At 68.4% G+C, this 26,679-nt stretch carries 25 protein-coding genes; 14 read left to right on the top strand and 11 right to left on the bottom strand.

Annotated elements, in window-relative coordinates:
* The first annotated feature begins 2 nt into the window (after nt 1–2).
* A complete protein-coding gene (locus tag EV653_RS27150) occupies nt 3–590 on the top strand; it encodes a TetR/AcrR family transcriptional regulator (RefSeq protein WP_238160126.1) in 588 nt (195 codons plus the stop codon).
* A gap of 558 nt (nt 591–1,148) precedes the next feature.
* On the opposite strand, the gene EV653_RS27145 is transcribed toward EV653_RS27150, so the two are convergent.
* Both EV653_RS27145 and EV653_RS27140 read right to left on the bottom strand, forming a co-directional pair.
* Nucleotides 1,149–2,603 carry a M81 family metallopeptidase gene (locus tag EV653_RS27145; protein WP_134106476.1) on the bottom strand — a complete coding sequence of 485 codons (1,455 nt, stop codon included), beginning with the start codon at nt 2,601–2,603 and terminating at the stop codon, nt 1,149–1,151.
* Between the two features lie 39 nt (nt 2,604–2,642).
* Nucleotides 2,643–3,668 carry a LacI family DNA-binding transcriptional regulator gene (locus EV653_RS27140; RefSeq protein ID WP_238160125.1) on the bottom strand — a complete coding sequence of 342 codons (1,026 nt, stop codon included), beginning with the start codon at nt 3,666–3,668 and terminating at the stop codon, nt 2,643–2,645.
* 113 nt (nt 3,669–3,781) lie between these two features.
* Between EV653_RS27140 and EV653_RS27135 the strand changes: the two genes are divergently transcribed.
* Nucleotides 3,782–5,677 (top strand): discoidin domain-containing protein, encoded by a 1,896-nt coding sequence (locus EV653_RS27135; protein WP_134106475.1) that lies wholly within the window; start codon nt 3,782–3,784, stop codon nt 5,675–5,677.
* Here the strand turns inward: EV653_RS27135 and EV653_RS27130 are convergent.
* A complete protein-coding gene (locus EV653_RS27130; RefSeq protein WP_238160124.1) occupies nt 5,637–6,902 on the bottom strand; it encodes an amidase in 1,266 nt (421 codons plus the stop codon). The genes EV653_RS27135 and EV653_RS27130 overlap by 41 nt on opposite strands.
* Before the next feature lie 67 nt (nt 6,903–6,969).
* Between EV653_RS27130 and EV653_RS27125 the strand changes: the two genes are divergently transcribed.
* Entirely contained in the window at nt 6,970–7,419 is a 450-nt protein-coding gene (locus tag EV653_RS27125) for a GNAT family N-acetyltransferase (protein ID WP_134106473.1), read from the top strand.
* On the opposite strand, the gene EV653_RS27120 is transcribed toward EV653_RS27125, so the two are convergent.
* Together EV653_RS27120 and EV653_RS27115 are read right to left on the bottom strand one after the other, a co-directional pair.
* On the bottom strand, nt 7,401–8,837 hold the full coding sequence (locus tag EV653_RS27120) for an ATP-binding protein (RefSeq protein WP_134106472.1): 1,437 nt from the start codon (nt 8,835–8,837) through the stop codon (nt 7,401–7,403). The genes EV653_RS27125 and EV653_RS27120 overlap by 19 nt on opposite strands.
* Nucleotides 8,838–8,888: 51 nt before the next feature.
* Nucleotides 8,889–9,503 (bottom strand): YgjV family protein, encoded by a 615-nt coding sequence (locus tag EV653_RS27115; RefSeq protein WP_134106471.1) that lies wholly within the window; start codon nt 9,501–9,503, stop codon nt 8,889–8,891.
* A gap of 18 nt (nt 9,504–9,521) precedes the next feature.
* Between EV653_RS27115 and EV653_RS27110 the strand changes: the two genes are divergently transcribed.
* Nucleotides 9,522–10,283: an aminotransferase class IV gene (locus tag EV653_RS27110; RefSeq protein ID WP_166679569.1), complete on the top strand. Its 762-nt coding sequence runs from the start codon at nt 9,522–9,524 to the stop codon at nt 10,281–10,283.
* On the opposite strand, the gene EV653_RS27105 is transcribed toward EV653_RS27110, so the two are convergent.
* Nucleotides 10,280–11,701, bottom strand: coding sequence for a CCA tRNA nucleotidyltransferase (locus EV653_RS27105; protein ID WP_134106854.1), 1,422 nt, complete (start codon nt 11,699–11,701; stop codon nt 10,280–10,282). The two genes, EV653_RS27110 and EV653_RS27105, sit on opposite strands and share 4 nt — an antisense overlap.
* 63 nt (nt 11,702–11,764) lie before the next feature.
* Between EV653_RS27105 and EV653_RS27100 the strand changes: the two genes are divergently transcribed.
* The 9 genes from EV653_RS27100 (at nt 11,765) to EV653_RS27060 (ending at nt 22,137) form a co-directional block, all read left to right on the top strand.
* Entirely contained in the window at nt 11,765–14,095 is a 2,331-nt protein-coding gene (locus EV653_RS27100; RefSeq protein WP_134106469.1) for a DUF6049 family protein, read from the top strand.
* A complete protein-coding gene (gene murJ / locus EV653_RS27095; protein ID WP_134106468.1) occupies nt 14,088–15,734 on the top strand; it encodes a murein biosynthesis integral membrane protein MurJ in 1,647 nt (548 codons plus the stop codon). Before EV653_RS27100 ends, murJ begins: the two co-directional genes overlap by 8 nt.
* 101 nt (nt 15,735–15,835) lie before the next feature.
* On the top strand, nt 15,836–17,500 hold the full coding sequence (locus EV653_RS27090) for a protein kinase family protein (RefSeq protein ID WP_134106467.1): 1,665 nt from the start codon (nt 15,836–15,838) through the stop codon (nt 17,498–17,500).
* Complete coding sequence (gene sigM / locus EV653_RS27085) at nt 17,497–18,213, top strand: RNA polymerase sigma factor SigM (protein WP_238160122.1); 717 nt, start codon at nt 17,497–17,499, stop codon at nt 18,211–18,213. The genes EV653_RS27090 and sigM overlap by 4 nt, the downstream gene beginning before the upstream one ends.
* Before the next feature lie 117 nt (nt 18,214–18,330).
* A complete protein-coding gene (locus tag EV653_RS27080; protein WP_134106466.1) occupies nt 18,331–19,092 on the top strand; it encodes a hypothetical protein in 762 nt (253 codons plus the stop codon).
* A gap of 96 nt (nt 19,093–19,188) precedes the next feature.
* Entirely contained in the window at nt 19,189–20,169 is a 981-nt protein-coding gene (trxB, locus tag EV653_RS27075; RefSeq protein WP_134106465.1) for a thioredoxin-disulfide reductase, read from the top strand.
* Nucleotides 20,170–20,201: 32 nt separating this feature from the next.
* A complete protein-coding gene (gene trxA / locus EV653_RS27070) occupies nt 20,202–20,531 on the top strand; it encodes a thioredoxin (RefSeq protein WP_134106464.1) in 330 nt (109 codons plus the stop codon).
* Nucleotides 20,532–20,588: 57 nt separating this feature from the next.
* Nucleotides 20,589–21,725, top strand: a complete 1,137-nt coding sequence (locus EV653_RS27065; protein ID WP_134106463.1) for an N-acetylmuramoyl-L-alanine amidase — start codon at nt 20,589–20,591, stop codon at nt 21,723–21,725.
* A 61-nt stretch (nt 21,726–21,786) separates the two neighbouring features.
* Nucleotides 21,787–22,137 carry a VOC family protein gene (locus tag EV653_RS27060; protein WP_134106462.1) on the top strand — a complete coding sequence of 117 codons (351 nt, stop codon included), beginning with the start codon at nt 21,787–21,789 and terminating at the stop codon, nt 22,135–22,137.
* A 2-nt stretch (nt 22,138–22,139) separates the two neighbouring features.
* Here the strand turns inward: EV653_RS27060 and EV653_RS27055 are convergent, their stop codons facing one another.
* On the bottom strand, nt 22,140–24,284 hold the full coding sequence (locus tag EV653_RS27055) for an MMPL family transporter (protein WP_134106461.1): 2,145 nt from the start codon (nt 24,282–24,284) through the stop codon (nt 22,140–22,142).
* 84 nt (nt 24,285–24,368) lie between these two features.
* Here EV653_RS27055 and EV653_RS27050 point away from each other — a divergent pair, with 84 nt between their 5' ends.
* On the top strand, nt 24,369–24,695 hold the full coding sequence (locus EV653_RS27050; RefSeq protein WP_134106460.1) for a PadR family transcriptional regulator: 327 nt from the start codon (nt 24,369–24,371) through the stop codon (nt 24,693–24,695).
* Here the strand turns inward: EV653_RS27050 and EV653_RS41785 are convergent.
* The 4 genes from EV653_RS41785 to EV653_RS27030 form a co-directional block, all read right to left on the bottom strand.
* Nucleotides 24,675–25,313 (bottom strand): permease prefix domain 1-containing protein, encoded by a 639-nt coding sequence (locus tag EV653_RS41785; protein WP_202871827.1) that lies wholly within the window; start codon nt 25,311–25,313, stop codon nt 24,675–24,677. The two genes, EV653_RS27050 and EV653_RS41785, sit on opposite strands and share 21 nt — an antisense overlap.
* A 29-nt stretch (nt 25,314–25,342) precedes the next feature.
* A complete protein-coding gene (locus EV653_RS27040) occupies nt 25,343–25,735 on the bottom strand; it encodes a DUF2784 domain-containing protein (RefSeq protein ID WP_134106459.1) in 393 nt (130 codons plus the stop codon).
* The gene (locus EV653_RS27035; RefSeq protein WP_134106458.1) at nt 25,732–26,391 is read right to left on the bottom strand and encodes a GNAT family N-acetyltransferase; all 660 of its coding nucleotides are present in this window, start codon (nt 26,389–26,391) and stop codon (nt 25,732–25,734) included. The genes EV653_RS27040 and EV653_RS27035 overlap by 4 nt, the downstream gene beginning before the upstream one ends.
* Before the next feature lie 61 nt (nt 26,392–26,452).
* Nucleotides 26,453–26,653: a hypothetical protein gene (locus tag EV653_RS27030; RefSeq protein ID WP_134106457.1), complete on the bottom strand. Its 201-nt coding sequence runs from the start codon at nt 26,651–26,653 to the stop codon at nt 26,453–26,455.
* Between the last annotated feature and the right edge of the window lie 26 nt (nt 26,654–26,679).

The raw sequence follows: 26,679 nt of genomic DNA, 5'->3' as shown, positions 1-26,679 counted from the left end.
GCATGGATCACCGACTGTCGGCGGAGGACCGCAAGAAGCAACTGGTCAAAATCGGCCTGATGATGCTGCGGACCAAACCGATCCACGAATTGTCGATCGATGCCATCGCCGGCCAGGCCGGGATCTCCCGCGGCCTGCTGTTCCACTACTTCCCGAGCAAACGCGACTACTACGTAGCCGTCATCTCCGCCGCCGGCCGCCGCCTCCTCCGCGTCACCAAGCCCGACGCGTCCCTCCCGCCCGAGGAACAACTGCGCGAGATGCTCACGCAGTTCGTCGCGTTCATCGAGCGCCGTCGTACTGCGTACATCTCGTTCGTCCGAGGTGCGGCCGGCGGAGACGACTTCGCAGTCAAGGTGTACGACGAGACCCGCGCCGGTCTGACCAAGCGCGTCCTGACCTACCTCGGCACACCCGAGGTGGCGGATGATCCCAAGTCGCCCGATTACTTGCGGATCCACGCGTGGCTCTCCTACGCCGAGGACCTGGCCATCGAGTGGTCAGGCCTGCCGGAGGACGACCGCCCCTACACCGCGGACTACCTGATCGACCACGCAATCGAAGCCCTCCACACCCTCCGCAAGCTGTAATCCCGCGCGGAGTAGCCCCCCGCGCGCTACGCGGCCGCTTTCTTCGTCGCTCCGCTCCTCAGCGCGCCCGCTCCGCACGCTCCCACCCACCTCCTGCTCAGCGCCGTACATCCCTTCCGGCTACCGCCGGACCTGGCGAGCTGCCGCTCGCGGGCGACTACGGGCTTATCGCCGAGAGTGCCGAGCTCCTGCCCATGTCGTCAGCTTGTCCACGAGCGGGCACGTGGCGGGTGAAGTTCGTGCGGCACCGGGGAGTCGACGAGCAGACCTGCTGTGTCTGGCTGGTGATGAGCGGCTGGTGGCGATCAGCGGATCGCCGACCCACCTCGACCTGTGATCACGCTCGGCAAGCTGTCAGCCGAGCCGCGAGATCCACCACGCCCGCGAGATCGTGAGCATCTCGCGGCAACCCGTCGCGGTCGACGCGCGGCAGCGCGCACCCGGGCGACAGCCCGCACGTACCGGCGATGAGCCGGGGGTGGGTGGGAGCGGGCGAAGCAGGCGCGGGTGAGGGACGTAGTGACGAACGGAGCGCCTGCGTTAGCCCGCGTGGGATTGTTACGGCAGGAGCTCCGGTGTGAGGTCTGGGTCTGACATGTCGGGGTCGAAGGGGAAGAGGGGGCGGAGGACTCCGTGGTGGCCTAGGCGGAGGAGGTCTTGGTCTACGCCGCCGGGGGTCAGGGCCAGGAGCCAGTCGGCGGCGAGGTTGTAGAGCTCGGGCTCCAGGTAGCCGATCTTGACGATGACCAGGTCCGTTGCCGAAGGGTCGAGGCCTAGCAGGGTGAAGTCGGCGATGTGGTGGTACGGCTTGCGGCGGGTGGTGAGGATGGAGTGGAGGCCGCCGACCTTGACCACGGCGACCGTCCCGCCGACCGGGTCCTCGGAGATGGAGAAGACGGTGCCGGACATCGGGACCGGACCGGCGGGGATGTTGTCGACCTTGCCGCCGGCGGTTACCTGCACTTCGTTGCCGACGCCGGCCGCGACGCAGGCGGCGACGGCTTCGGGGTCGGTGATGCTGGCGTGGATTGCGGTCGCCTTGCCGGAGGTCAGGTCCTCCATGGCGAGGAGTTGGCCGAGGGTCCACGAGGTGTCGCCCGCGCCGCCGGCGGTCGGGTTGTCGCCGGAGTCGCTGATCAGGAACGGCCGCGCCGTGCTGGCCAGGCCGGCAGCCACGCACTCCTCCAACGTCCCGGTCGGAGCCACAAACTCGAAGCCGTCGCGGGCATCCCAATACGCCTGCGCCAACTCAGCGGCACGCGCCGTAATCACCGAAGAGTCATCACCAGTCACAACCACGGCGGCCCGGCAGCGCGGCTCGTCGGCCCACGCGTACCCGACCCAGACGGCCGCATCCAAGACCCCGGGCTCGTCCGCGATCTCGCCGACCCGGTGATAGATCGACTTGGCCGGCTCGAGCCGGGTCGACGTCTTCTCGCCGGGCAGCAGCACCGGCACCTGCACCCACGCCTTGCCCGGCTTGCCCAGCCCGGAGCGCAGCCGCTCGACGAGGTTGCGCAGCGCCCGCTCGCGGCTCTCCATCGCGTCCTCGTGCGGCGCCATCCGGTAGCACGTGATGAGATCCACCGCTGTGCCGAGTTCGCGCGACACGTTCCCGTGCAGGTCCATCGACGCCGACATCAGTACGTCGGGACCGATCACGGCCCGGATCCGGGTGGCGAGATCCGTCTCCGCGTCCTGCCGTCCGACCACGCTCATCGCGCCGTGGATGTCGAAGAAGAACCCGTCCAGCTGGCCGGCCCCTTCGAGGCGGGTGATGATCTCCGCGGACAGGTCGTCGTACACCTCCGGCAGTACGGCGCCGCCAGGCAGCGAGCGGGCGTGCAGCAGCGGGACCCATTCGATCCCCTGCGCCCAGTCCTTCCCGAGGAACTCGTACCGCTCCATCAGGTGGTCACCGCGCCGTACGTCGAAATCGGACAGACCGGCCCGATGCGGCGAGAACGTACTGGACTCGATGGCGATCCCGGCAATGCCGATCCGAAGGTTCATGTCTAAAACCTGCCACAACCGAGCCGTTTCGCGCACTGCCTATCCCGCGATTGTGGACGCCGGGCCCGTGCTCCCCCGCACGATCAACTCGGTCGCGAGCTCGACGTGCAGCGCCTCCACCTCATGCCGGTCCAGGAGGCGGGTCAGGAGGCTGACTGCCATCCGCCCCATTTCCTGTAGCGGCTGGCGGACCGTGGTGAGTTGGGGCGTGGTCGCGCGGCTGAGGTCGAGGTCGTCGAAGCCCGCGATGGACAGGTCGCGTGGAACCGAGAGACCGCGTTCGGTCGCGGCCTGGAGCGCTCCGATCGCGGCCTTGTCGTTGAACGCCACCAGCGCAGTCGGGCGTGGCTCGAGGTCGAGCAACGAAACGGCAGCCCGATACCCATGCACCGTCGTTGGTTGGTCGTGGCGGACCAGCGACGCGTCGGGGAGGATGCCGGCGTCGGCGAGCGCGGCGGCGTGACCGCTCAGGCGGGCGTCGGCGGCCAGCCATTCGCGTGGCCCGGCGATGACGCCGATGCGGGTGTGGCCCAACGCGGTCAGATGGGAAGTGAGCTGGCGGGCGCCGGAGTGGTGAGCCGCCGAGACCGACGGGATGTCGCGGGGCAGCGCGGTCCGTGGGTCGACCACAACGAACGGGAAGCGCCGCGAGCTCAGCCGGACGAGATCCTCGCTCGATTCCGGCGGAAGAATGAGTACGGCGCCACCGACGTCCCGCCGGGATGCCAAACCACGCAGCACCGGATCGTCCTGCGTCGCCTCACCGGCGTTGAGGATCACCTGTCGACCGTGTCGGTCGACGGCCTCGGCGATCGACGAGACGATCAGGCCGAAGTAGTCGGTCAGCACGTACGGGCAGCGAACGTAGACGGCGCCCTCGACGGGCTTCGGCGTACCGCCGCGGGGCTTGGGCGCGGGCAGCCCAAACTCCTCGATGGTCCGCTCCACGAGTCGCCGGGTCTCCGGCGTCACGCCACTGAGCTGGTTGACCACGCGGGACACAGTCGCCAGCGACACCCCGGCCGCAGCCGCGACGTCGCGCATCGTCGGTCTAGCGCGCGGCATTTGTTACATCGCTTTGTTTCACGCTCAGCACTCTAGACCTACGCTCCCAGACCTTGACAGTGGTCGATCGCGGGCGTGTCCTGAGGCCGTTTGTTTCATTCCTGAGGAGTGCGATGAGAACATCCGCCTTCGGCGTCGCCCTTGCTCTCACGGTGGCGTCACTCACCGGACCTGCCCAGGCCCATCCCCCGACGACCCAGGTCAGCGTCTGGGTCACAACGCCGGACCGCGCCGAGTTGCTGCACCAGCGCGCGCCCGTCACGTTCCACGACGGAGCGAGTGACCGGACCACGATCACGGTCGACCCGCGGACGTCGTACCAGACGATGGACGGCTTCGGCGCCTCGATCACCGACTCGTCCGCGAATGTGCTGTACCGGCTGAGCCCGGCCGATCGCGAGCAGACGATGCGCAAGCTGTTCGACCCGCGCCAGGGGATCGGCGTCAGCTTCCTGCGTCAGCCGATCGGCTCGTCCGACTTCACTGCCGCGGCCGAGCACTACACGTACGACGATGTGCCGGCCGGCCAGACCGACTTCGGCCTGAAGCACTTCACGATCGCGCACGATCAGCAGCAGGTGCTGCCGTTGCTGCGGCAGGCTAAGCAACTCAACCCGCAACTCAAGGTGATGGCGACACCGTGGAGCCCGCCCGCGTGGATGAAGACCGCGGACTCGCTTGTCGGTGGACGGCTCAAAGACGACCCCAAGGTGTACGACGCCTATGCGCGCTATCTGGTGAAGTTCGTCCAGGCGTACACGCAGGCCGGCGTACCGGTCGACTTCCTCTCGATCCAGAACGAGCCGCAGAACCGCAAGCCGAGCGCATACCCGGGCACGGACATGCCGGTTCGCCAGGAAGCAGCAGTGATCACCGCGCTGGGTCCACTGCTGCACAAGGCGAGTCCACGCACGAAGATCCTCGGGTACGACCACAACTGGACCACGCATCCCGGAGACATCGCCTCCACGCCGCCCGGTGAGGATCCGGAGACCGACTACCCGTACAAGCTGCTCCAGACGCCGGCGGCCAAGTGGATCGCGGGTACGGCGTACCACTGCTACTCCGGCGACCCGTCGAAGCAGACCGATCTTCACAACGCGTTCCCGTCGAAGGGCATCTGGTTCACCGAATGCTCCGGCTCACACGGGCCGACCGACACCCCGCCGCAGATCTTCCGCGGCACGCTCACCTGGCACGCGCGCACGTTGATGCTCGGTACGACGCGCAACTGGGCCAAGTCGGTCGTCAACTGGAACATCGCGCTCGACTCCAGCGGCGGGCCACACCTCGGCGGCTGTGACACCTGCACCGGTCTGGTCACGCTGCAGCCGGACGGGACGGTCACGACGGACGCGGAGTACTACACGATCGGCCACCTGTCGAAGTTCGTGAAGCCGGGCGCGGTGCGGATCGGGAGTACGTCGTACGGGACGACCGGATGGAACGGGCAGCTGATGTCCGCCGCGTTCCGCAACCCGGACGGCAGTACTGCGCTCCTGGTGCACAACGAGAACGACGACCCGCGGTCGTTCGCCGTGGCGGTTGGCGAGAAGTCGTTCGAGTACGAGCTGCCGGGTGGCTCGATCGCCACCTTCACCTGGGATCACCTCAATGCCGACGTACCGCAGCAGTTGACTGTTGCCGGTGCGACGGCGAGTGTGAACGCCGCGGATGCCGGTCTGTTGACCGATCAAGACGGATCGACGGTGTGGCAGAGCAAGGCGGCGCAGGCGCCCGGTCAGTGGGTGCAGGTGGATCTGGGCAAGGTGCAGACGTTCCGCTCGGTCGCTCTCGACAGCGGTGGGAATGCCGGCGACTACGCGGGCGGGTACGAGGTTGCTGTCAGCAAGGATGGCGTGAGCTGGCAGACCGTTGCGTCGGGTGCTTCCACGGGGCAACTCACCACGATCGAGCTCCGGCCGACGCAGGCTCGCTACGTCCGGGTGACGTCGACGGGATCGGCTGCTAACTGGTGGAGTCTGGCCGATCTCCGAGTTTATCGCTGAGCCAGCAGGCGATCGCGGCGGCCTTCTCGTTGCTTGCAGCAATGACCTGCAAGCCGACGGGGAGGCCGTCGGTCGGTAACGGAATGCTGACCGCCGCGTTCCGGGTGAGATTGGCAAGGCGCGTGTTGTTGAGCACCTGCTTGCGTACTTCGAGTCCGCCGTCGGCCGTGGCTGCTTCGGTGATGAGTGGTGCGGTCGTCAGAACGGTCGGGGTGAGCACTGCGTCGACCTGTTGCAGTACGTCGTCCAGCTGTCGCGTGATCGCCACCGCGTCTTCCTGTGCACGCGTGTAGTCGGCCGGCTGGACAGCCGAGGCCTCACGCAGTCGCTGCTGGACATCTGGTTGATACCGGTCATGGGAACGCGCCGAATGATTCGCCACCGCTTCAGGACCTTGGAGGTTGGCTGCGGTGGTGAAGCTGTGCGACCAGTCCGGTAGCTGTACTTCGACGAGGTCGAGTGCCTCGAGTGCAGCTGACCATGCGCCGCGAGCCTCAGGAGTGAGCTGGAAATACTCCGGGTTGGTCGCCAACCCCAGCCGAGGTGTTGTCACCTCTACGGGCGGCAGGTCGGCGAGGGCGGACAGGGCATAGGCAGCGTCGGCCGCGGTCCGGGTCAGGACGCCTACGTGGTCCAGCGACTGCGACAGTGGAAACACCCCGTCACAAGGGATCGTGTTGTACGACGGTTTGAACCCGACGATCCCGCACAGCGCAGCGGGGATGCGGACCGATCCCGCCGTGTCGGTCCCGATCGCCAGCGGCACCACACCGGCCGCTACTGCAGCAGCTGATCCGGAGCTGGAGCCACCGGTCATCCGCGACAGGTCATGCGGGTTCCGGCACGGGCCGACGCGGTTCGACGTACCTGTGCAGCCGTACGCGAACTCATGCGTGTGCGACAGGCCGATGATGATCGCGCCGGCCGCGCGCAACCGCCGTACGACCTCCGCGTCCTCTCGGCCGACCTCATCCATGGACGCGGACCCACACCGGTACGGCAGGTCCTCGACCTCGACGATCTCCTTCACCAACACGGGCACACCGGCCAGCGCTCCGGTCCGGTCGTGCGCAGCGGCCGTCTTGCGCGCGCCCTCCACGTCCAGGTGCACGACAGCATTGAGCTCTGCAGCATCGGCGGCCCGCGCCAACGCCCCCTCGACCAGCTCCACAGGGTCCAGCGACCCGTCACGTACCCCGGCGGCAGTTTCCTCCAGCGTCCTCACCGACCCATCAGACCATGGAGAGGAAACGGAAACAGCAGCGTCATGCCGTCTTGCTACCGTCCGGATCATGGTGATCGAGGGAGTGGAACTGCAGGAAACACCCGCGACGAACCCTGCCATCCGGGCGTTGATCACCGCTCAGCAGGCCGAGCTCTCCGCGATGTACGGCGAGGACCAGCCGCTCGTCGCCCTCCATCCGGACATCACGTTCACGCTGCTGACCCTCGACGGCGCCCCGGTCGGCTGCGTCGGCCTCCAACCGGTCGCCCCCGCCCTCGGCGAGATCAAGCGCATGTATGTCGCTCCCACGGCCCGCGGCTGGGGCCTGTCCCGCATCCTCCTGGACGCCGTCGAATCCCAGGCCCGCGCGGCCGGTCTCACCCGACTGCGCCTGGAGACCGGCACCAAACAAGTCGAAGCAATAGCCCTCTACACAAACCACGGCTACAAGCCCACCCCGCCGTACCCGCCGTTCGAACACGAGCCGGTCTCGCTCTGCTACGCCAAGGACCTGTAGAGATCGTCGAGCCCGATGGTCAGTACCTTCGGATCCAGACCGGGCTCGAACCCGGCTCCGCTGTAACAAGCGAGGACAGTGTCCGAGGTGTCGTAGTCCGCAGAGAGCAACTGCCGAGCCCGGTCGAGTCGCTCGACATGGCGTCGCCCCATGGTCTCTCCCCACTTGACCTCGCCGAGCGACAAGAGCTTGCGGCGCCGCCCCGGAACCGCCGGAGCCAGCACCACAACGTCGATCTCGATCTGCGTACGGCGGCTGTGGTCCGGGACGACACCTGAGCCGATCTCGCCAGGGAGCTCGCCGAACAAGTCGGCCGGCGCGAGCAGCGCGAAGTCCCGGCAGAGCTGTTCGAAATGCGGGCCGACCACCTGCGACAAGAATCGCGCTCGGGCAGCCTCCCAGACGTTCCGCGCTCGTCCACTCTCCAGCAGCCCCCATTGGGGTCGCATGACCACTTGGTAGAAGACGACGAGTGGCTCGGCCACGCGGTACGTCGATCGGCGGGCGCGGAACACGTCCTGCTGCCGCCGTACCAGGCCGCTGTCCTCGAGGACCGTCAGGTGGTGACCGATATCGGTCGCCTTCCTGCCGACGTAGTTCGCGATACCGCCCCGGGTTCCGTTGCCTGCGGCAACTGCTGCGAGGACGGAGTGGTAAAGCGCGCTGTCCCGCACCTCCAACTCCTCCTCGAGCAAGTAGCGGGCTTCACGGAGGAGCGGATTCACCGGACTGAGAACCGTCCGCAAGACCCATGCGTCGAAGTCGTCCACCGACCGGGGCAGGTCGTCACCCGCGAACCGGCGGTACGCCGGGGTCCCGCCGGTCACCGCATGGACCAGGACAGCCAGCCGCGGATCCGTCAGGTCCCAGAACTCGGCGGCCAAACGGTAGTCGAAACGGCGGACGATCAGCTCGAGGCTTGCCCGGCCGCGGAGCGGGGCGCTGCCCGAGAGTAGACCGCCCATCACCGACATCGCCGAACCGCACAGCAGCAGGCTGGTGCCACGGCCGGCCGAGACGGCCTGATCGAGTTCGCGCTGCAGGATCGACGGGAGCGCCGGCGAGACCTTGGTGAGGTACGGCAACTCGTCGATCACGAACGGTCCGCTCTCGGGGTCGAGCGAGAACAGGAAACGAACTGCGTCGTCCCAAGTGTCGAACCGAGGCGGCGCCGCGAGGTCGAGATGGGTGCCGACCGCCGCCGCGAACAGCCCGAGCGATTCGGTCTCGGTTGCCTCGGTCGCGCCGAAGTACAGGCCTCCCGCCTGCTCCGCGAGTGCCTGCAGCAGATAGGTCTTGCCTTGCCGGCGGCGCCCGCTCACAACCCCCAACTGCGGTCGGCCACGAGCCGGGGCCGCGAACCGCGCCAGGTGATCCCACTCGTCATCCCGCGCGAAGATCCGGCTAGGCTTCTCCATGTTATAGAACTGTACTTATAATAAATACACTTATACAACTTCAGCACAGCCCTACCGCAGGTTCAGGACGACGTGGTCGCCGTCGCGGCGGAAGCCGAGGTTTTTCAGGTACGGCGTGGAGTCGCGCATGCGGGGTGGGGCGAGGACCTGGTGGAAGCCGTGGTCGGTGAAGACGTCGCTGCGGCGGTAGACGAACTCACCGGGGGTGAAGTCGCGGTACTTCGGGACGACGTAGTCGAGGTCGATCTGCGCGCGGCCGGTGCCGGCGTCGTGCGCGAGGACCACGCCGACGGTGCGGTCGTCGTGCTGGACCAGGAACGCGTACTCGCTCGCACCCGGTGTGAAACCGGGGTTGAACCGGGTGATGTCCTTCGCATGCCGATCCAGGACGTACCCCAGGTACGCGTCGGTCTTGTCGACCTCGAGCACCTGGTACGCCGTCTCGTCGTGCCGGTGCCGCAGCAGCCGCCACAGATGGACGACGTTGATGACCGCCAGCACCGCGTTCATGCCGACCATCGGCCAGACGCCGATCGCGGCGTTGAAGCCGACCAGGATCACGCAGCCGATCAGGTTCAGGACCCGCAACCGCAGGATCCGCGTCTGCAGCAACGACCACACGACGAGCGCAGATCCGCCCCACCCGATGATGCTCCATACGTCCACACCGCGAGACTAGGGCGCGTGACCGATTTTCTGCTGCTGGACGGCGCCTTGTTGCGCGCGGTCGATCCGGTGTTGCTCCGCGCAACCACCTTCGGCCACTTCACCTCGCTGCAGGTCCGGAACGGCCACGTCGACGGCCTCGACCTCCACTTCGACCGCCTGGACCGCAGCACCCGGGAGGTCTTCGGCGAACCGTTACCCGCCGGCCGCGTCCGCGCCGACCTCCGGGCGGCCATCGACGAGGCCGGCGTGGGCGACCTCTCCCTCCGTGTCAACGTCTTCGCAACCACGCGGCTCCACCTGCTGGTGCGCGTCGGCCCACCGGTACCACCGGCCACCGAAGCCGTTCATCTCCGGAGTTATGAGCACGAGCGATCGGTCCCGCACCTCAAGCACACCGGCACGTTCGACCTCACCTACTACGCCCGCAAGGCGAAGCGTGAGGGATACGACGACGCCGTCTTCCACACGGCATCCGGCGAGATCTCCGAGGCGTCGATCTGGAACATCTGCTTCGCACGAGGCACCGAGCTTGTGTTCCCGTCCGCACCGGCCCTCCCCGGCATCCGCCAGCAGGTGCTCCAGCGCGGCCTGCCCACCTACACCACCGCGCCGGTCCCGCTGACCGACCTCACCACGTACGACGCGGCGTACCTCACCAACTCGATCGATCCCGCGTTGCCGGTCGCCTCGATCGACGACACGACGTACGAACCGCACCCGGAGTCGGCCAAGGTCATCGCGCAGGCGTACGTGAGCCAGCCGCCGCAGCCGGTCTAGCCGCGCGACGACCACCAGTCGAGGAGTTTCTCGCGGGCGCGGTCCTCGCCGAGGGGGCCTTCGTCCAGGCGGAGCTCCATCAGGAACTTGTACGCCTCGCCGACCTCGCGGCCCGGCGGGATGCCGAGGATCTGCATGATCTGGTTCCCGTCCAGGTCGGGGCGCAGGGCATCGAGCTCCTCCTGCTCCTGGAGCCGGGCGATCCGTGCCTCGAGATCGTCGTACGCGGCCCGCAGCATGTCGACCTTGCGCTTGTTGCGGGTCGTGGCATCGGCCCGGGTCAGGACGTGCAGTCGCTCGAGTTGGTCGCCGGCGTCGCGGACATAGCGCCGTACGGCGGAATCCGTCCACTCGCCGTCGCCGTACCCGTGGAAGCGCAGGTGCAGCTCGATCAGCTTGCTGACCTGCTCGATCTGCTCGTTGCTGAACCGCAGCGCCTTCATCCGCTTGCGGGCCAGCTTCGCCCCGACCACGTCGTGGTGGTGGAACGTCACCTTCCCGCCGTCCTCGAACTTCCGCGTCTTCGGTTTCCCGATGTCGTGGATCAGCGCGGCGAACCGAACGACGAAATCGGGCGTCGGAACAGGCAGGCGGGATTCCAGCTCGATGGCTTGGTCGAGGACGGTGAGTGAGTGCTGATACACATCCTTGTGCCGGTGATGCTCGTCCCGCTCCAGTTTGAGCGCCGGCAGCTCCGGCAGCACGTACTCCGCGAGCCCGGTCGACACCAGCAGGTCGAGCCCGATCCGCGGCTGGTCCGCGCAGATCAGCTTCTCCAGCTCGTCCCGGACCCGCTCCGCGGACACGATCGTGATCCGCTCGGCCATCGCCGTCATCGCGGCCACCACCGCCGGATCGGGCGTGAAGCCGAGCTGCGCGGCGAACCGGGCCGCGCGCATCATCCGCAGCGGGTCGTCGGAGAACGAGTCCTCCGGCGTGCCCGGCGTCCGGATCCGCTTGTGCGCGACGTCCTCGATCCCGCCGTACAGATCGACGAACTGGCGCGACGGCAGCCGGACCGCCATCGCGTTCATCGCGAAGTCCCGGCGGGCCAGATCGCCCTCCAGACTGTCGCCGTACGCGACCTCGGGCTTGCGCGAGGTGGGATCGTAGGTTTCCGACCTGTAGGTCGTGATCTCCAGAACCCACTCGCCCTTACGACAACCGATGGTGCCGAACGCCTTGCCGATGTCCCACACATGGTCCGCCCACCCGGACAGCAACCGCTCGATCACATCGGGGTGCGCTGACGTGGTGAAGTCCAGATCCTTGCTCCCCCGGCCGAGGAGAATGTCCCGGACAGGACCGCCGACCAGGGCGATCTCATGGCCGGCGGCATCGAACCGGGTGCCCAGTTCGTCGACCACCGGAGCGAGTTGCAGCAAGGCCTGGACGGCTCGTCGCTGCACTGCGGGCAACGATCCGGCAGAGGCTGACTGGTCGGCAAAGGGTGACACGGGGAACTAGGTTACGGTGACGGCGTGTTCAGACGGCGACTGAGGCCTTCCGCGGTGGTCGGCGCGTGCCTGCTGGTTGCTGCTTCGGCAGCGACTCTGGGCGCTCCGGCCGACGCCGTACCGGCCGACGATCCGGCCGTCCAGGTCACGATCGACTCGTTCGACCCGGTCGCGCCGAAGCCGGGCCAACCGGTGGTGATCAAGGGCCGGGTGACCAACACCAGCTCGGTGACGTTCAGCGATCCGCAGGCGCTGGCCTGTATCGACCGCACCCGGCTCGCGAGCACCGCCGCCGTCGACGCGATCCCGACCGAGCAGAACGTCCCGATGAACGACCGGGACAGCTGTACCAACCTGACCAACGACCCGCAGACCTTCAAGCCGTTCGACCAGCCGCTGGCGCCGAAGCAGACCGTCGAGTTCTCGCTCACCGTGCCGTGGAAGGAGTGGCGGATCCAGGACCAGACCGGCGTATACGTCGTCGGTGTCACGTTCCGCGGCGAGCCGCCGAACAGCTCCCGGATCATGGCCGGCCGGGCCCGCACGCTGATGCCGGTGGCGGGTACGACGCCGTTGGCCCGCACCGTCGACACCGCGCTCGTCATCCCGCTCCGGCACCGCCCGACCCAGCTTGGCGGCCGGAACTTCGCCAACGACTCCCTCGCCCAGGCGCTGGCACCGACCGGCTCGCTGGGCCGCCTGCTCGCGCTCGGCAAGGAGCGCAAGGTCACCTGGCTGCTCGACCCGGCGATGCTCGACGAGATCCGGCAGATGGCGAAGGGCTACGTCATCCTCGGTCAGAACGGCGAGTCCACTCCGGGCGCCGGACAATCCGACGCGGCGGCGTGGTTGAAGGACTTCGACGTCACCCGCGCCCACGGCAGCCAGGTCATCCTGCTTCCGTACGGCGACCCTGATGTCGCCGGACTGCTGGATTCGGGCGACCCGCTGAAGAATCTGGTCGCTCGGGCCCGACAGACGACCCAGGGCTACGCCTTGTCCGGCAGCGTCGAGGTGCCGGCCTCGTTCACCAACGGCTTGTTGCTCGAGGGAGGCGCCGCAGCCGGTCGCTACCTGGGCGCGGCATCGGGCGGCTTCGCCGGCGCGAGTGAGAGCGACCTGAACCTGGTCAGCAGCTCCTCCTGGTCCGCCAAGGCCCGGCCGGTGCTTACGTCGACCCCGGTGTACGACGTGATCACACCGGGCCCTGACACCTTGGTACGGACCGTCATCGCCGACTCGTCGCTCACCAGCGGCGGACCGGACCAGGAGACCGCCTCCAGCCCGCTGCAGGTCCGCCAGCGCTTCGCAGCCGAGACCGCGCTGATCGCCGCCAGCGGCAAGGGCCGCGCCGCCTCGGTAGTCGTCCTGCCGCCCCGCGGCTGGGACAACGACAGTGCTGCGACCGCACAGCTGGCCGCGAGCCTGTCACTGCCGTGGATCAAGGCAACCGACGTCAACACGGTCGTGGCGAGCAATCCGAGGCCGCAGGTCGCCAGAGCACCGAAGGCGGCGCAGACCAACGGGGTGCTGACCGAGACGCAGCTGAGCAGCGTCCGGGACCTCGACACCGCGACCAGCACGATGCAGAACCTGCTCGTCGACGAGAACGCGCTGCCCGAAGTGATGAGGAACGCACTGCTGCGGTCCACGTCGGCCGGCTGGAACGGCCACCCGGACGAGGCCCGGCACTTCGCGGCGATCGAGCTCGGCTCGGCGAACCAGCAGCTCGGCAAGGTGCACCTCGTCAACGCCAGCGTCGACCGCGGTCTGCGCAAGGAGATCAAGGTCAATCTGGCCGGCAGCAAAGGCACGTTCCCGCTGACCATCACCAACGACACCGAATGGTCGGTCCGGGTCGGCATCGAGGTCACCGCCGCCAACCGCTCCGACCTGAAGATCACCCCGCCGCAGACCGCTGTCCTCGGCCCGAAGCAGAAGTGGACGCCGCGGATCACCGCGAGCGCCGAGCAGAACGGTCTGATCCGCGCCAACGCCCAGGTGGTCACCGCGGGCGGCCAGTCGGTCGGCAAGTCGCAGGAGCTGCTGATCCAGGCCAGCCAGTACGGCAGCGTCGGCTGGATCCTGGTCGGCGCCGCCTGCGCCCTGCTGTTCGGTACGTCGTTCGTCCGCATCTACCGCCGGATCCGCACCGAGCGCCGCAACCCGGCCCCCACCGCCGAAACGACCGGCGAAACGACCGCCGAGGCCACCGCCGAAGCCACGGCAGAAGCTACCGTCGAGCCCGCTGACACGGCTGATCCCGCCCACGATCGCCCCCAGGCGAACGGCGTACCCGAAGCTGCGGCTCCGGATGCGTCCCTGAAAGAAGGAGTCGGTTCGAAGGATGGCTGACCGCACCCTGCGATCCGCGGCGGTGATGGCATCCGGAACTGTGCTGTCCCGCCTGCTCGGATTCGTCCGGATCGCCCTGCTCGCCGCCGCGATCGGCACCGCGCTGCGCGGCGACATCTTCACCGCCGCGAACACGATCCCGAACAGCCTCTACATCCTGCTGGCCGGCGGGGTGTTCAACACCGTGCTGGTCCCGCAGCTGGTCCGCGCGATCAAGAACCACGACGACGGCGGCCAGGACTTCACCAACCGGCTGCTGACCTTCGGCTTCGTCGTCCTGGCGGTCGTGACCATCGGCTGCGTGGTGCTGGCACCTGCGATCGCCGGGCTGTACATGCCGGAGGAGCTGAAGGACCCGTCCCGCGCGCCCGAGCGTGCCTCGATGGTGATGTTCGTCCGGCTCTGCCTGCCACAGATCTTCTTCTACGGCGCGTTCGTGCTGGTCGGCCAGGTGCTGAACGCGCGGCGCCGCTTCGGGCCGATGATGTGGGCGCCGATCGCGAACAACGTCGTCGCGTGCGCGTCGATCGTGATCTTCCTGCTGATCTACAGGGTCGGCGATCCGCCGTCCACCTACAGCCACGGCGAGGAACTGCTGCTCGGCCTCGGGCACACGATCGGCATCGCCGTACAGCTGCTGGTGCTGCTGCCCTACCTGCGGGCGAGCGGCCACAACTACCGGATGAAGTTCGGCCTGCGCGGTACCGGCCTTGGTCACACTGCCCGATTGGGCATTTGGACAGTTCTTTTTGTGGCGGTGAACCAGGTGACGCTCGTGGTGGTGACGCGGCTCGCCATCGCGGGTACCGCCTCGCACGACGTCGGCGCGAAGGCAGGTCTGTTCGCGTACAGCACGGCGATGCTGATCATCCTGGTACCGCACGGCATCGTCACGGTCTCGCTGGCGACTGCCGCACTGCCGCAGATGTCCGCGCTGGCGGCCGACGGCGACACCGCCGCGGTGGCCCAGATATCGGCGCGTTCGATCCGGCAGACGCTGGCGATCGTCGTACCGGCTGCCGCCGCGATGATCGCGTTCGCCTATCCGATCGTCACGCTGATCGCCGGGTACGGCTCGGGTAAGAACAACCTGACGCTGATGTCGTACACATTGATGACGCTGGCGCTCGGCATCGTGCCGTTCACCGTGCAGTACTTCCAGCTCCGCACGTTCTATGCCTTCGAGGACACCAAGACCCCGTTCTTCCTGCAATGCGTGATCGCGGCAACCAACATCGCCGCGGCCGTGATCGGGGTCCGCGTGCTGCTCGACGCCGAGCACCTGCGGTTCAGCGGCGTGGTGCTCGGGGCGGCGTACGCGCTCGCCTACCTGGTCGCCGTACTGATCTCCCGGCCGGTGCTGCGGCGGAGGGTGCCGCGCGTGCCCGGCTCGGGGATCGGCCTTCCGCTGCTGGCGATGGTGATCGCTGCCGTCGCCGGCGCCGGCACGGCCCGGGTGGTGATCTGGGTGCTGAGCCTCCGGATCGAATGGTCCGGACCGCTCGGCGCGATCCTCGAGCTGGCGATCGCGGCAGTGGTCATGCTCCCGGTGTACGCGGCTGTGTCCCGGGTACTCCGTATCCACGAGGTGAATGATGTGGTGTCCATGGTCACATCGAAGTTGCCTGTACGCCGCTGAACCGGAACGCTTGTGCGTTCGTGCACCACGCGTCGCGTCAGCGGGGCACTAACATGGGGCTGCGAAGGGCCGCTGGGGCATCAAGGAGGGCGAGAGACACCGTGTCGAACCAGACCGTGAGTCCTGGTGCCCTGTTGGCCGGGCGGTACCGGATCGCCGAGTTGCTGGCAGAGATCGACGGTGCGCGGGTGTGGCGGGCCGTGGACGAGGTCCTCAGCCGCGCCGTCGTCGTCGACGTACTGCCGGTCGGTGACCCGCGGACGAACCTGCTGTTCGACGCCGCCCGCCGGGCCGCCGCCGCGAACGATCCGCGGTTCCTGCGGGTGCTCGACTGCGACATGCACGACGGCGTGACGTACTGCGTCCGCGAGTGGGCAGGCGGGCGTTCCCTGGAGCGCATGCTCGGGACCGGTCCGTTGACCGGGCAGCAGGCGGGCTGGCTGGCCCGTGAGGTCTCCGAAGCGCTGGAGAACCTGCATCGCACCGGATACGCGCACGGAGCGATCAGCCCGGCGACTGTGATCATCACCGACGCCGGCGCGATCAAGGTCGTCGGCGTCGCCACCGAGGCGGCTCTGCGCTCGTCCGGAGCGGGCTCTCCCGAAGAGGACGTCCACGCCCTGGGCGAGCTGCTGTTCGCATCCCTGACCGGACGCTGGCCCGGTCCGGCGCCGGCCTGGGGGCTCCAGCCCGCGCCTGTCGAGCACGGCCGGCTGCTGAGCCCACGCCAGGTGCGAGCCGGCGTACCGCGCTCGCTGGACGACATCAGCGACCGGCTGCTGGGCGACCCGCCCCGGCACCACGCCCCGCCGATCACCAGCGCGGCCGGTCTGTCCGCCGCGCTGTCCGGAGTCGTCGGCAGCTCGCACGAGCCGCCGAACCAGATGGACGAGACCGTCCAGGTCGCCCGGCAGAACGGCAGCATCGACGACGCCACGCAGGTGGTGCCACAGCCCGGGCCGCCGGCGCTCGATCCGACCCCGCAGCCGACGTACGACGCCGAGCCGAACGGGTACCGCCAGCCGCAGCCGGCGTACAACGCCGCGGCCGAGACGCGCCCGGTCCGCCGCCAACCTCCCCCGCCGTCGAACGGGAACGGCCGGCGTCGGCACGACGAGCCGAAGCCGAAGGGTTCCTGGGGCGGCCGGATCCTCATCCTGCTCGCGATCCTCGCGCTGCTGTCGGTGATCGCGATGGCGCAGTTCCTGCTCAAGGGCGCGATGAACAACGACCAGGACAACAACAGCGGCGGCGCGAAGAGCAGTGCCCCGCCGCAGACCAGCACAACACCGTCGGCGACCGGCGGCCAGGCCAAGATCGTCGGCGCCAAGGACTTCGACCCGAAGCCGGACGGCAACGGCGAGGAGCACCCGGAGGACGTGCCGAACACGTACGACGGCAAGGCGAGCACGACCTGGACGACGATGTCGTACAGCAAGGCGAACCTCGGCGGCCAGAAGCCCGGCGTCGGCATCATCTACGACCTCGGCGCACCGACCACCGTGTCGAAGGTCGCGGTGGCGGTGCAAGGCGACGACACGAGCCTCCAGCTGATGGTCCCGAAGGCCGACCCCAACACGTCGCCGACAACGGTCGACGGCTGGAAGCCCGTCGCCACCCAAGCGGACCAGCCCGAGGGTACGGTGAATCTCACCCCCTCGGCGCCGACCGAGACGCGGTACGTGCTCGTCTGGCTGACCAAGCTGCCGAAGGACAGCGGCGGTAAGTACCGGGGCACCATCTCGGAGGTCTCGATCCAGAAATGACGGCCCACCTGGACTCGGGCGACCAGCCGCCCCGCCCGGACGTCCCGCGCATCGACGCCGGCGAACCGGTGACTCAGGCTGCCCACACCGGTGCGCCGACGAGTTACGACCAGCTCGACGACCACGAGCTGCTCCGGATGCACGTGGCCGGCAACCCGGACTCGTTCGGGTTCCTGGTCAAGCGGCATCGGGACCGGATGTGGGCGGTCGCGATCCGCACCCTGGGTGAGCCCGAGGAGGCGGCCGACGCGTTGCAGGAGGCGTTCATCTCGGCGTTCCGGCGGGCCGACTCGTTCCGCGGGGACGCGAAGGTGACGACCTGGTTGCACCGGATCGTGGTCAACGCCTGTCTCGACCGGATCCGCCGCCGCCAGGTGCGGGCGGCCGACCCGCTGCCCGAGGACGAGGACCGCGCCGCCGAGCTGGCCGGACCGTCGGAGGAGGACCCGGCCGAGGTCCGGGAGCGGCGGCTGGACGTGCTCAACGCGCTCAAGCAGATCAACGAGGACCAGCGCGCCGCGCTGGTCCTGGTCGACATGGAGGGCTACTCGATCGAGGAGGCGGCGGCGATCCTCGACTGTGCTCCCGGCACGGTCAAGTCCCGCTGCGCCCGCGGCCGCGCCAAGCTCCTCCCGCTGCTGCGGCACTGGCAGACGACGCGGGCGTCCGACGTACCGGAAGAATCCGCCGCGGAAGCGGTGGGAACCGAATGAACGGGTACTCCGTCGAAGCGAGGTCGCCTGCCTCTGGCGACCTGACTGCATCTGTCTTCGACCCGGAGCTTCATATGATCACGCCGCCGCATACCTCCTGTGAGGAGGCGAGCCCCGATGACCGAATCCGGTCTGCCGACCAGTGAGCACCTCGAGCACCTGGACACGGACACGATCGCCGATCTGATCGAGAACCTGCTGCCTGCGCCCGAGGCACACCGCGCTCGTGAGCATGTGAAGGCGTGCCCCGAGTGCCAGCAGACGTACGACGCTCTCGTGAAGCTGTCCGAGGACCTCGCCGAGGAGGGTCGTGCGGACATCCCGATGCCGACCGACGTCGCCGAGCACCTGGACGCCGTCATCGTGTCGGAATCGGTACTGCGCGCCTCGACGGTGGGCGTGCACTCGTTGGCCCAGATCCGCGAGGAGCCCCGCCGCCACCTGCCGAAGCTGCTCGGCGCGGCGGCCGGCGTCGTACTGATTGCCGCGATCGGCGTCGGCGTGGTGTTCGCGACGAAGGACAACGCCAACGAAGGCGCGGCGAGCACCGACCAGAACTCCCCGCCCGCGGACGCGGTGACGATCACCACCAACGACCTCGGCCCGCAGATCCAGCAGTGGCTCGAGCACAACCCGGGCGCGATCATGCACGGCTCGGCGGCCGAGCAGGCCTGTGCCCGCACGTTCGCGTCCGGCCGGCCGAACCCGAACGTCCGGCTGGTCCAGCCCGCCAAGATCGACGGCAAGCGGGCCACGATCATCGGTCTGCAGGGCGGTTCACCGCGCGACATCCAGGTGTTCGCGGTCACCGGATGTAGCGAGCCGGGCGGAGTTGCCAGCCCGTTCTACGACACCACGGTGACACTGCGCAACCGATGACGACCCACCCTCACGGGGTGGGTACCGTGGGAATGGACGGCCTCTAGGATCCGTTGAGTACGACGTACCAATCTCGACTCCCCGAGGAACGCCTGAATGAGCGACTCCACAGTTCGCAACGTCATCATCGTCGGCTCCGGGCCGGCCGGTTACACGGCCGCCGTGTACGCCGCTCGCGCGGCACTGGAGCCGTTGGTGTTCGAAGGCTCCGTGACCGCCGGTGGCGCGCTGATGAACACCACCGAGGTGGAGAACTTCCCCGGCTTCTCGCAGGGCATCATGGGCCCGGCCCTGATGGACGAGATGCGCACCCAGGCCGAGCGCTTCGGCGCGGAGCTGGTGCCGGACGACGTCATCAAGGTCGACCTGACCGGCGACGTCAAGGTGGTCACCGACTCGGCGGGCGTCGAGCACCGGGCCAAGACCGTGATCCTGGCCATGGGTTCGGGCTACCGCAAGCTCGGCCTGGCCGACGAGGACCGGCTCTCCGGGCACGGTGTGTCCTGGTGTGCGACCTGTGACGGCTTCTTCTTCCGCGAGCACGAGATCGCGGTCGTCGGCGGTGGCGACTCCGCCGTCGAGGAGGCGACCTTCCTGACCAAGTTCGCGAAGAAGGTGCACCTGGTGCACCGCCGCGGCGAGCTGCGGGCCTCGAAGATCATGGCCGACCGTGCCTTCGCGAACGACAAGATCGAGTTCCACTGGAACTCCGCCGTCGACAAGATCCACGGTGAGGACAAGCTGACCCACCTGACGCTGAAGGACACCGAGACCGGCGAGGCCCGTGAGCTGCCGGCGACCGGCCTGTTCATCGCGATCGGGCACGACCCGCGCTCCGAGCTGGTCAAGGGCCAGGTCGACCTGGACGAAGAGGGCTACGTGCTGGTCAAGCCGGACAGCACCGAGACCAACTTGCGCGGCGTGTTCGCGGCCGGCGACCTCGTCGACCACACCTACCGGCAGGCAATCACCGCGGCCGGCACCGGCTGTGCCGCGGCTCTGGATGCCGAGCGCTACCTGGCCACTCTGGAGGACGCGGAGCACGCGGCCGCCAGCACCCAGCCTGTCTCTGTCTGACCTGACTCAAAACCACTGAAGGAGATACGCCCATGGGCGAGAAGATGAATGCCGTCACCGACTCCGAGTTCGACCAGACCGTGCTGAAGAGCGACAAGCCGGTGCTGGTGGACTTCTGGGCCGAGTGGTGTGGCCCGTGCCGCCAGGTCTCGCCGATCCTGGAGGAGCTGGCGCAGGACCACAGCGACAAGATCACCTTCCTGAAGATGAACGTCGACGAGAACCCGGTCACCCCGAGCAACTACAAGGTCACCGGTATCCCTACGATCAACGTCTACGTGAACGGTGAGCTGGCCAAGTCCATCGTCGGCGCCAAGCCGAAGGCAGCGCTGCTGAAGGAGCTGGCGGCCTTCACGGACTGACAGAGCATCGCCTGATCTACCCAGGACCCCCCGTCCGCCACGGCAAGGAGCAGTTGCATGGCAGTGTCACCGTCTGGCCCGCACGGCTTGTACCGGATCGGCGACAGCGGTGAGGCGGTCGCCGAGATCGTCGGCAAGCTCCAGCGGCTGGGGCTGCTGGACGGCGGTCACGACGTCTACGACGAGGCGACCGCGCACGCTGTCCGGGGGTTCCAGCAGCAACGAGGGCTGATGATCGACGGGATCGTCGGCCCGCAGACCTATCGGGCGATCGACGACGCACGTTGGCGGCTGGGCGACCGGCTGCTGACGTACGTCCCGTCGCACCCGCTGTCGGGAGACGACGTACTCGCCCTGCAGGCGAAACTGCAGGAGCTCGGGTTCGCGGTCGCCCGGATCGACGGGATCTTCGGCGCCGACACCCAGCGCGCGGTGACCGACTTCCAGCGGAACATGGGCCTTCCCGCTGACGGGACCTGTGGGCCGTCGACGTTCAAGGCGCTGCAGCGGATCCGCCCGATGGCGACCGGCGGTCGGCCCGACGCACTGCGTGCGCGCGAGGCTGTCCGCGCCGCCGGACCGCGGTTGTCCGGCAAGACCGTGGTGATCGACCCGGGCCACGGCGGATTCGACTACGGCTGGGAGGGCTACGGCCTGCGCGAGTCCGACATCGCGTACGACCTGGCGGCCCGGATCGAGGGTCGGCTCGGCGCCACCGGCGTCCGGGCATATTTGTCGCGGGGCCGCGATCAGGGGCCGGACGAGCTGGCCCGCGCTGCCTTCGCGAACGAGACCGACGCGAACCTGTGTGTCTCGCTGCATGCCGACGGTTCGACGAACCCGGAGGCGCAGGGCGTCGCGACGTACTACTACGGCAATGACCTGCACGGTGCCTCGTCGAGCGTCGGTGAGCAGTTCGCCGGCCTGGTCCAGCGTGAGATCGTCGCGCGGACCGACCTGCTGAACTGCCGTACCCACGCCAAGACCTGGGATCTGCTGCGGCGGACCAAGATGCCCGCGGTGCGGCTCGAGATCGGGTACGTCACGAACCCGCACGACTCCGCGCGCCTGGCCGACCCGGCGTTCCGCGATGTCATCGCGGAGGCGATCGTGGTCGCCATCCAGCGCGTCTACCTGCCGCCGGAGCAGGACGCCGCCACCGGCATGCTCCGCTTCGGGCAACTGACCGTCTGAGTCGATTTCCGGATGGGCCGTTCGTCAACTGGTTGAGCATCAGTTGACCTAGGAGGGGCTCATGGCACATCCAGTCGTCCACGCCGAGATCCGATCGGCGGATCCGGACAAGACCCGGCAGTTCTTCGCTGAGCTGTTCGGGTGGAAGGTCGCGTCCGAGGGCGCATACCCGGGGTACACGTTCATCGACACCGGTACGCCGGAGGGGACGTACGTCGCGATCGGCCCGCGGCAGAGCGCCGAGGACGAGGTGCTGTTCTTCGTCGGGGTCGAGGACGTCGCGGCCACGCTCGCGCGCGTCGAGGAGCTGGGCGGACAGATCGTTCAGCCCGCCCAGCAGGTGCCCGGCACGAGCTTCGGCGTCTTCGCCGACGCCCAAGGGCACAAGATCGGCGTGGCCGCCAACGGCTGAGGTCAGTCCTTCTCGAGGGCGATCCTCGGCAGCATCCGGTCGAGCCAACGGGGCAGCCACCAGGCACGGTTGCCCATCAGGCGCAGTACGGCCGGGACGATGATGCAGCGGATCAGGAGGGCATCGAGAAGGACCGCGGTCGCCAGCCCGAGACCGAACTGCTTGAGCATCCGGTCCGGACTCAGCAGGAACGCGCCGAACACCACGATCATGATCGCGGCCGCCGCGGTGATCACACTGCCCGTGGTCGCCAGTCCTTCCCGGACGGCGGCCCGGGCATCCTTCGTCCGTCGCCACTCCTCGTGGATCCGCGAGACCAGGAACACCTCGTAGTCCATCGACAACCCGAACACGATCGCGAAGATCATCACCGGTACGAACGCCTCGATCGGACCCGCCTGCGCGCCGAACCAGCCCTGCTGGAACACCAGCGTGATCATGCCGAGCGAGGCGCCGATGCTGAGCAGATTGAGTACGGCGGCCTTCAGCGGAATCAGCACCGACCGGAACACGGCCATCAACAGCAGCGCCGACAGCCCGACCACCACGAGCACGAAGATCGGCAGCCGCTTGCTCACCGCCCCCGCGAAGTCGTCGGCCGCCGCGGTCGCACCACCGACCAGGTACGTCGCCCTGGTCTCCGACTCGAGCTTCGGCAACGTGTCGTCGCGCAGTCGCTGCACGAGGTCACTCGTCGCCGCGTCCTGCGGCGCCGACTTCGGGAACGCCAGTACGGTCGCGACCTTGCCGTCCGGCGTCAGCTGCGGCGGCGTCACCGCCGCGATGCCAGGATCCGCCGCCAGCGTCTGACCAAGCGCCTGAGCCGCAGTCCGATCCCCCTCGGACACCACGACGAGCGGGCCGTTGAATCCTGGCCCGAACCCATCGGCCAGCAGGTCGTAGGCCTTCCGACTGGTCTTGGCCGGATCGTCGGTCCCCGCATCGGCGAACCCGAGCCGCATGTTCAACGCCGGCAGCGACAACGCCACCAACGCGACGATCCCGAGCAGCAACGGCACCCACGGCCCGCGCTGCACCAGACCGGCCAGCTTCCGCCAGCCCTCACCAGGCGTACGGCGCTGTTTCGCGGCATGCTTGCGAACGCTCCGCTCGATCCGCTTCCCGAACAACGTCAGCAACGCCGGCAGCAACGTCACCGCAGCGAGCATCGTCATGAGCACGGTCAACGTGACACCGAGCGCAACGCCTTGCAGCGATCCGAGTCCGAGCGCCAACAACCCGAGCAAGGCGATCACGACCGTGCATCCGGCGAACAGCACCGAACGACCCGCGGTGTCCAAGGCAACGATCGCGGCCGTCTCCCGATCCGTCTGGCCCTTCAACAGCTCGTGGCGATAGCGGGAGAAGATCAGCAACGCGTAGTCGATGCCGACGCCCAGACCGACCAGCATCATCACGGGGGTGGTGTAGTCCGGCACCGTGAACAGATGCGAGGCGAGCATCAGCAACCCGACCGTGCTGCCCACCGCGAACACCGCGGTCAGCAACGGAAGTGTTGCCGCAAGCAACGATCCGAAGAGGAACACGAGGATCACCAGCGCGGCCAGGATGCCCGCGCCCTCGGACGCACCGCCCGAACTGTCCGCGGCCTTCCGGGCCAGATCCCCACCGACCTCGACCTGAAACCCCGGTGCCGCGAAGTCCTGCGCCCGGTGGATGATCGTCCGCACGTCCTCCACCGGCATATCCGCCTGTGCGACATCCAGGCTCACGGTCGAGTACGCCGTACGTCGATCTGTCGACATACTGCCCGGGGCGGTGAACGGATCGGCGACGGAGGCGACGTGCGGCAGCGTCCGGACGACTGCCAGCATCGACGCCATCCGGCTCTTGTCCGTGTCGAGACCGCCGTCGGCCCGGACGACGAGCTGCACCGAAGCCGTATCGCCCTTCGGCTGGTGGGCCTGGAAGATGTCGGTCACCCGCTGGGAGTCCGTGCCCGGGAGCGAGTTGTCGTTCTTGTAGTTCGCGCCCACCACGGTCGACGCGGCGGTGACGGCGGCCAGGACGAGCACCCACAGCAGGAGCGCCAGGCCGGCGTGCCGCATCGCCCAGCCGGAGACGCGGTGCAGTAGTCCCGGCGGTTTCGTGCCGGGCGATCGTCGTACGGGGGTGTCCACGGTCATCGCCGGGGCCTCCTCACTGCTTGATGCGTAGATTGGCTACATGTTGCCTATCGACACTAACAGACATATGAGTAGACTGGCTACATGAAGGCGGATGCGCTGCGTGGGCACCTCGATCCGATGATCCTGGCGGTCGTCGAGCACGAGCCGCTGCACGGTTACGCGATCATGGAGGCGCTGCTCGAGCGCAGCGGCGGCGAGCTCGACCTGCCGACCGGCACGTTGTATCCGGCGCTGCGGCGGCTGGAGCGGGCCGGCTACCTGGCCAGTGAGTGGAGCACGGTCGGCGGGCGTAAGCGCCGGACCTATCAGCTCACCAGCGCCGGTTCGAAGATGCTTGCCTCGGGCAAGCAGGAGTGGCTGACCTTCCGCGCGGTCGTGGAAGGGGTGCTACGCCCGCGCGAGGCGTAGCGCGCGGGCTGCCTGCACGCTGACGAGCGCGAGCGGCAGGACGACGAACATCCCGACGATCCCGTACGCCGGCAGGCCGGGGGCGTGGGTGCTGGTCGCGGTCATGGTGACGCCGATCCCGGCGATCAGCGCGGAACCGGCCAGGGTGAAGAGTGCGGTGATCCGGCTCAGGTGCTCCCGGACCAACGGGAATCGCTGCCCGATGCCGGTGCCGAGCACGGCCAGCACAGCGCCGGCGATCACCACGCCGCCGACATCCCGGACGACGATCTGGAGCAGGTCGTTCAACGCGCTCGAGTCGGTCTGCTCCTGGGTCCAGACCCAGGCGCCGCTCTGCCAGACGATCGGCTGGATGATCAGCGCCAGCAACAGCATCATCGCCGTCCGCCGGCTCTGACTGATCGCCAGCTCGGACCGGTATCCCGGTGCGACGTCCTCGATCGCCCCGAAGTCGGCGACCGCGTGCTTCTCCGCGTCGTACCGGTCGAAACCGTCGGCCTCGAAGGCCTCGGTCGCGTCGGTCAGGTGGTCGCGGGCCTCGGCCAGCAGATCCGCCTTCCGGCGCCGTGGTCCCCGGAGCTGCTTGCTCAGCGCGGCCAGGTAGTCGTCGATGGGCACCCTCCCAGTATGGGGAGGCTTCGTCCGGCTCACGTCCGGGGTCCCACTGACTCTCCCCTGACCTTGGCCTTCCGACCGTGCTGTACGACGAAGAACCCGGCGTACGCGATCAGCACCAGCGCGAAGCCGATCCGCTCCGCCCACGGGGTCGCGCCCTCCGGCCAGAGGTGTCCCTCGAGGTAGTGGTGGATGTACCCGCCCGCGTAGACGCTCTCGCCGCCCTGCCGGCGGAAGTACTTCTCGGTGGCCGTCACGGGGCAGCCGAAGTCGGCCAGGACGATGACAAGGTTCCACACCACGATCGCGAGGTGGAACCAGATCAGCCTGGGCCACCGCCAGGCGAGGAATCCGCCCACCACGAAGAACAGCAGCAACGCACCGTGCACGACCATCACCACATCGGCCAGTGCGCGCCAGATCACGGGACCTCCGGACCCGACCTCAGTGCGTCCCGGACCGTCACCGGACCGGACGGCGCGGGCTCCGGGCGGATCGCGCCCATCAGCCGCTCGACGGCGGCCTCCATCTCGCTGCGCCAGGTGATCGCCGAACGCAGGTCGAGCCGGAGCCGTGGATTGCGCGGATGCTCACGGACGACCGCGAACCCGACCGCGCGGAGGAACTCGGTCGGCCAGACGCAGCCGGGCCCGTTCCACCGCGAGTCACCGAACGCCTCGACCGCCCGGAAACCACGCTTGAGCACGTCCTTCGCAACCGCCTGGACGAGGATCTTGCCCAGGCCGAGCCCGAGGTACCGCGGCTGGATCCGGCCGGTCGCGAGTACGACGGCGTCCGGGCTGACCGGAGCGGTCGGGAACGCCTGGACCCGGGGCAGGTACGTCGCCGGCCCGTAGAGCGCGAATCCGGCCGGATCGTCGTCGACGTACAGCACGACGCCCGCGGGACCCCAGTCGAGCAGCAGCTGGGACAGCCAGGCTTCCTTCTCCAGCGCGGTGTCGCCGTTGCGGTCGGCCTGCCGCGCGGCGACCGGGTCGAGCTCCCAGAACACGCAGTCACGGCACGGAAGCGGCAACTCGCCGAGGTTGGCGAGTGTCAGCGGTTCGAGCCGTCGGGCCATCAGCGCGTCCGGTCAGCGGTGCTGCGTCGATCGTGGCTTGTTAGCTTCGTCACGATGCGTGTCATCGCGTAGCGGGTTCGGTCGCCGGTTCCGGCACCGGGGCCGGGGTCCGTGCGTCCGTCGTGCGGGTCGCCTCGGGGGCGACGTACCGCTGCTGCACCTTCGCGGCGGGTTGCCGCCGGAACAGCTCGGCCGCGAAACCGGCCAGCACGCCCAGCAGCAGTCCGCCGAGGGTCCAGCCGGCTGTCTTGCCCACGCTCATCCCGAATCCTGCCTTCCGCAGTCCAC

Origin of the sequence: Kribbella pratensis, from assembly GCF_004365355.1 — a bacterium.
Taxonomy (GTDB): Bacteria; Actinomycetota; Actinomycetes; order Propionibacteriales; family Kribbellaceae; genus Kribbella.
Note: the sequence above shows the minus strand (reverse complement) of the source record. Positions and strands in the feature narration are given on the sequence as shown.

Coding starts and splice junctions, on each gene's coding strand:
- EV653_RS27030 (WP_134106457.1), bottom strand. CDS start 26,653: ATGAGCGTGGGCAAGACAGCCGGCTGGACCCTCGGCGGACTGCTGCTG.
- EV653_RS27080 (WP_134106466.1), top strand. CDS start 18,331: ATGACCGAATCCGGTCTGCCGACCAGTGAGCACCTCGAGCACCTGGAC.
- EV653_RS27145 (WP_134106476.1), bottom strand. CDS start 2,603: ATGAACCTTCGGATCGGCATTGCCGGGATCGCCATCGAGTCCAGTACG.
- EV653_RS27135 (WP_134106475.1), top strand. CDS start 3,782: ATGAGAACATCCGCCTTCGGCGTCGCCCTTGCTCTCACGGTGGCGTCA.
- EV653_RS27150 (WP_238160126.1), top strand. CDS start 3: ATGGATCACCGACTGTCGGCGGAGGACCGCAAGAAGCAACTGGTCAAA.
- EV653_RS27035 (WP_134106458.1), bottom strand. CDS start 26,391: ATGGCCCGACGGCTCGAACCGCTGACACTCGCCAACCTCGGCGAGTTG.
- murJ (WP_134106468.1), top strand. CDS start 14,088: ATGGCTGACCGCACCCTGCGATCCGCGGCGGTGATGGCATCCGGAACT.
- EV653_RS27065 (WP_134106463.1), top strand. CDS start 20,589: ATGGCAGTGTCACCGTCTGGCCCGCACGGCTTGTACCGGATCGGCGAC.
- EV653_RS27050 (WP_134106460.1), top strand. CDS start 24,369: ATGAAGGCGGATGCGCTGCGTGGGCACCTCGATCCGATGATCCTGGCG.
- EV653_RS27120 (WP_134106472.1), bottom strand. CDS start 8,837: ATGGAGAAGCCTAGCCGGATCTTCGCGCGGGATGACGAGTGGGATCAC.
- EV653_RS27060 (WP_134106462.1), top strand. CDS start 21,787: ATGGCACATCCAGTCGTCCACGCCGAGATCCGATCGGCGGATCCGGAC.
- EV653_RS27140 (WP_238160125.1), bottom strand. CDS start 3,668: ATGCCGCGCGCTAGACCGACGATGCGCGACGTCGCGGCTGCGGCCGGG.
- trxB (WP_134106465.1), top strand. CDS start 19,189: ATGAGCGACTCCACAGTTCGCAACGTCATCATCGTCGGCTCCGGGCCG.
- EV653_RS27125 (WP_134106473.1), top strand. CDS start 6,970: ATGGTGATCGAGGGAGTGGAACTGCAGGAAACACCCGCGACGAACCCT.
- EV653_RS27055 (WP_134106461.1), bottom strand. CDS start 24,284: ATGACCGTGGACACCCCCGTACGACGATCGCCCGGCACGAAACCGCCG.
- trxA (WP_134106464.1), top strand. CDS start 20,202: ATGGGCGAGAAGATGAATGCCGTCACCGACTCCGAGTTCGACCAGACC.
- sigM (WP_238160122.1), top strand. CDS start 17,497: ATGACGGCCCACCTGGACTCGGGCGACCAGCCGCCCCGCCCGGACGTC.